This is a genomic window from Ectobacillus sp. (assembly GCF_056992975.1).
On the sequence record NZ_JBXKMX010000284.1, the window covers coordinates 1 to 3,934 of the forward strand.

Sequence of the window (3,934 nt, forward strand, 5' to 3'; positions counted from 1 at the left end):
TTGATAAAGAAGTGTTAGTGAAAACATATGAGGCAGTTAAAGACTTTTCAACCCCTATTTTTATCGGAATTATGCCTCTCGTTAGTAAACGCAATGCCGACTTTCTTCACTATGAAGTACCAGGTATTACATTGCCTGAAGAAGTAAGAAAGCGGATGGATGGGCATCTAACTCCTGAGCAAGCGATGGAGGAAGGTCTTGCAATTGCAAAGGATCTTATTGACGAAGCTAAAAAACTATTCCATGGTGTGTATATCATCACGCCGTTCCAAAAATTTGAAATGTCTGAATCACTAGTACGACATATAAAAACAGAGCAACGAGAAGGGGAGCAATTGCATGAAACCAATTGAAGAAGCGTTAGAGGAGCGGATTTTACTCCTTGACGGGGCAATGGGAACAATGATTCAACAAGCAGACTTAACTGCTGAAGATTTTGGTGGAGAAGAATTTGAAGGGTGTAATGAATATTTAGTGAAAACACGGCCCGATGTTATTTTAAACATTCACAAGGCTTATATAGATGCCGGGGCAGATATTATTGAAACGGATACATTTGGTGCGACAAATATAGTTTTGCATGACTATAAACTTGAAGAGTATGACATTGAATTGAATGAACGTGCTGCAAAGCTTGCTAAGCAAGCGGTAGAGCAATCTGGCAAGGATGTGTATGTCGCTGGGGCAATGGGTCCAACAACGAAAGCGATTAGCGTTACAGGTGGTGTGACGTTTGAACAGCTCATTGAGGCCTACGAAAGACAATCACTTGGCCTATTGCGTGGCGGGGTCGATGTATTATTGGTTGAAACAAGCCAAGATATGCGGAATGTAAAGGCAGCCTGTATCGGGATCGAACGGTCTTTTCAAGAGCTTCATATAAAAATACCTGTTATGATTTCAGGTACCATCGAGCCGATGGGAACGACACTAGCAGGACAATCCATTGAGGCATTCTATCTTTCTATTGAGCATATAAAGCCATTATCAGTCGGATTAAATTGTGCAACGGGGCCGGAATTTATGAGAGAATCGATTCGTTCTTTAGACGGATTATCGGAAAGCTTTATCTCTTGTTATCCCAATGCAGGATTGCCTGATGAAGATGGTCATTATCATGAATCCCCTCATTCGCTAGCGAAGAAAGTAAAAACCTTTGCAGAAGAAGGTTGGGTAAATATCGTCGGAGGGTGCTGTGGTACCACACCGGATCATATTCGTGAGCTGAAGAAGGCTGTAGAAGGGATGAAACCGCGTCCAAAGCTTCATCGTACTGGACACGCAGTGAGTGGATTAGAACCATTGCAATACGATGATACGATGCGACCACTATTTGTAGGTGAGAGAACAAATGTTATCGGATCACGTGCTTTTAAACGACTAGTAGCAGAAGGAAAGTTTGAGGAAGCTGCAGAAATTGCAAGATCACAAGTGAAACGAAATGCACACGTTATTGATGTTTGTATGGCAGATCCAGATCGAGAAGAAATTGAGGATATGGAACAATTTTTAATTGCAGCAACTAAGATGATTAAAACGCCGCTCATGATTGATTCTACAGATGAACGAGTTATAGAAAAGGCGCTTTCTTATTCACAGGGGAAAGCAATCGTGAATTCAATAAATTTGGAAAATGGTGAGGAACGTTTTCAAAAGGTTATTCCGCTCGTTCATCGTTACGGAGCAGCAGTTGTTGTTGGTACGATAGATGAAGAAGGAATGGCGGTAACGGCAGAACGTAAGCTTGCGATTGCTAAAAGAAGTTATGAGATACTTACGAAAAAGTATGGAGTTCGACCTTCAGACATCATTTTTGATCCACTTGTATTTCCGGTTGGAACGGGTGACCAAAACTATATTGGTGCAGCTAATGCCACTATAGAAGGGATTCGTCTTATCAAAGAAGCCTGTCCAGAGTCTCTGACGATACTGGGTGTAAGCAATGTTTCATTTGGTTTACCTCCTGCCGGCAGAGAAGTATTAAATTCTGTCTTTTTATATCATGCAACAAAGGCTGGACTTGATTATGCAATTGTCAATACGGAAAAAGTGGAACGATATGCTTCTATTCCAGAAGAAGAAAAAGCATTATCTGATCGACTATTATTTGAAACGAGTAAGGAAACACTAGACACGTTTACTGCCTTTTACAGAGTTGCAAAGAAAAAGGAAACGGTATTGGTTGAAACACTAACAATAGATGAACGATTAGCAAGTTATATTATCGAAGGAACGAAGCAGGGGCTTACTGAGGACTTACAAAAAGCGCTCGATGAGAACCGAGATCCGCTATCCATCATTAATGGGCCGCTTATGACTGGTATGGATGAAGTAGGCCGGTTGTTTAATAATAATGAGTTAATTGTAGCAGAAGTACTCCAGAGTGCAGAAAGCATGAAGGCTGCTGTGTCTTACTTGGAGCCTTTCATGGAAAGTACAGAAGCTTCAAAAAAGGGGAAAGTGGTACTAGCTACTGTAAAGGGTGATGTACATGATATCGGAAAAAACCTGGTAGAAATTATTTTGTCAAACAATGGATATGAAATTGTAAACTTAGGTATCAATGTTCGCTCCGATGAATTAGTAAAGCAAGTTAAGGAGCAAAAACCAACTATTATTGGCCTTTCTGGATTGCTTGTAAAATCAGCACAGCAAATGGTTTTAACAGCAGAAGATTTAAGAGCTTCAGATATTGACACACCTATTCTTGTAGGCGGTGCAGCTCTTACCCGTAAATTTACTGAAAATCGAATTAGTCCGTCGTATGATGGCATTGTCTTGTATGCAAGCGATGCAATGAATGGATTAGATCTTGCAAATCGTCTTCAGCATGAGGATGCACGTGAATTGTTGCTACAAAAGCAGCAGGAAAAGAAGAAGGCAAGCACGGAGCAAAAGGAAACGACTACGATTACGAAAATGGAAGTAATACCACTTCCAAAGGTGCCAGTACCAGTACCAGATTCTTTGAAAAAGACTGTACTTCGAGATATTCCTGTCTCACAAATTGGACCATTTCTAAATCGACAAATGCTTCTAGGGCACCATCTCGGTTTAAAGGGGAATGTTAAAAAGCTATTAGAAGAGGGCGATGAACGAGCGCTTCAGTTAAATCAGCTTATTGATGATTTATTACGTGAAGGAGAAACTTGGTTACGTCCTAAAGCGGTTTATCAATTTTTTCCTGCACAGTCGGATGGACAGAACATATATATTTACGATCCAGAGGATCATACGAAGATTATTGAAACATTTATATTCCCGAGACAAAAAAAAACACCGGGTAGAACACTTGGGGATTATTTGCATTCCGTAGGTGAAGAAATGGATTATGTTGCGATGTTTTCGGTAACCGTAGGCTCAGGCGTCCGAGAAATTGCTGAAGAGTGGAAAGAAAAAGGGGATTATTTACGTAGTCATGCGATTCAATCGCTTGCTCTTGAACTAGCAGAAGGGTTAGCGGAACGCACACATATGCTTATTCGAGATCGCTGGGGATTTCCTGATGATCCTGATTTGACAATGGAAGAAAGATTCCGCACTAAATATCGGGGCATTCGTGTTTCCTTTGGGTATCCGGCGTGTCCAGAGTTATCTGATCAAGAGAAGTTATTCCGTCTTCTTCATCCAGAAGAAATCGGTATTCACCTTACGGAAGGGTTTATGATGGAGCCAGAAGCTTCTGTGACAGCGTTAGTATTTTCTCATCCAGATGCAAATTATTTTAGCGTTATGTAAAGTTTGTGAAATTTTGTAGCACCTATGTACTATAATAGAAGAGGAGAATTTTCATGCTATCTTCATTGAAAAGTATGAAAATAACAACGATTCAAGTTCTTCTAGTAAGAACGGGATAAAGGAGCTACAAATTTTGAAAACGATAGTGTTTACAGGCGGAGGATCTGCTGGACATGTAACCCCGAACTTAGCACTC

Annotated in this window: 1 protein-coding gene and 1 pseudogene; both read left to right on the plus strand. The window is 40.6% G+C overall.

Translation table 11 applies throughout. From position 1 onward, the window contains the following. A pseudogene (locus tag AC11ZT_RS12970) lies at positions 1 to 353 on the plus strand (bifunctional homocysteine S-methyltransferase/methylenetetrahydrofolate reductase); the annotation flags it as partial. Then, positions 340 to 3,738 carry a methionine synthase gene (gene metH, locus AC11ZT_RS12975; protein ID WP_484060005.1) on the plus strand — a complete coding sequence of 1,133 codons (3,399 nt, stop codon included), beginning with the start codon at positions 340 to 342 and terminating at the stop codon, positions 3,736 to 3,738. The pseudogene AC11ZT_RS12970 and the gene metH, both read left to right, overlap by 14 nt. Positions 3,739 to 3,934: the final 196 nt, after the last annotated feature.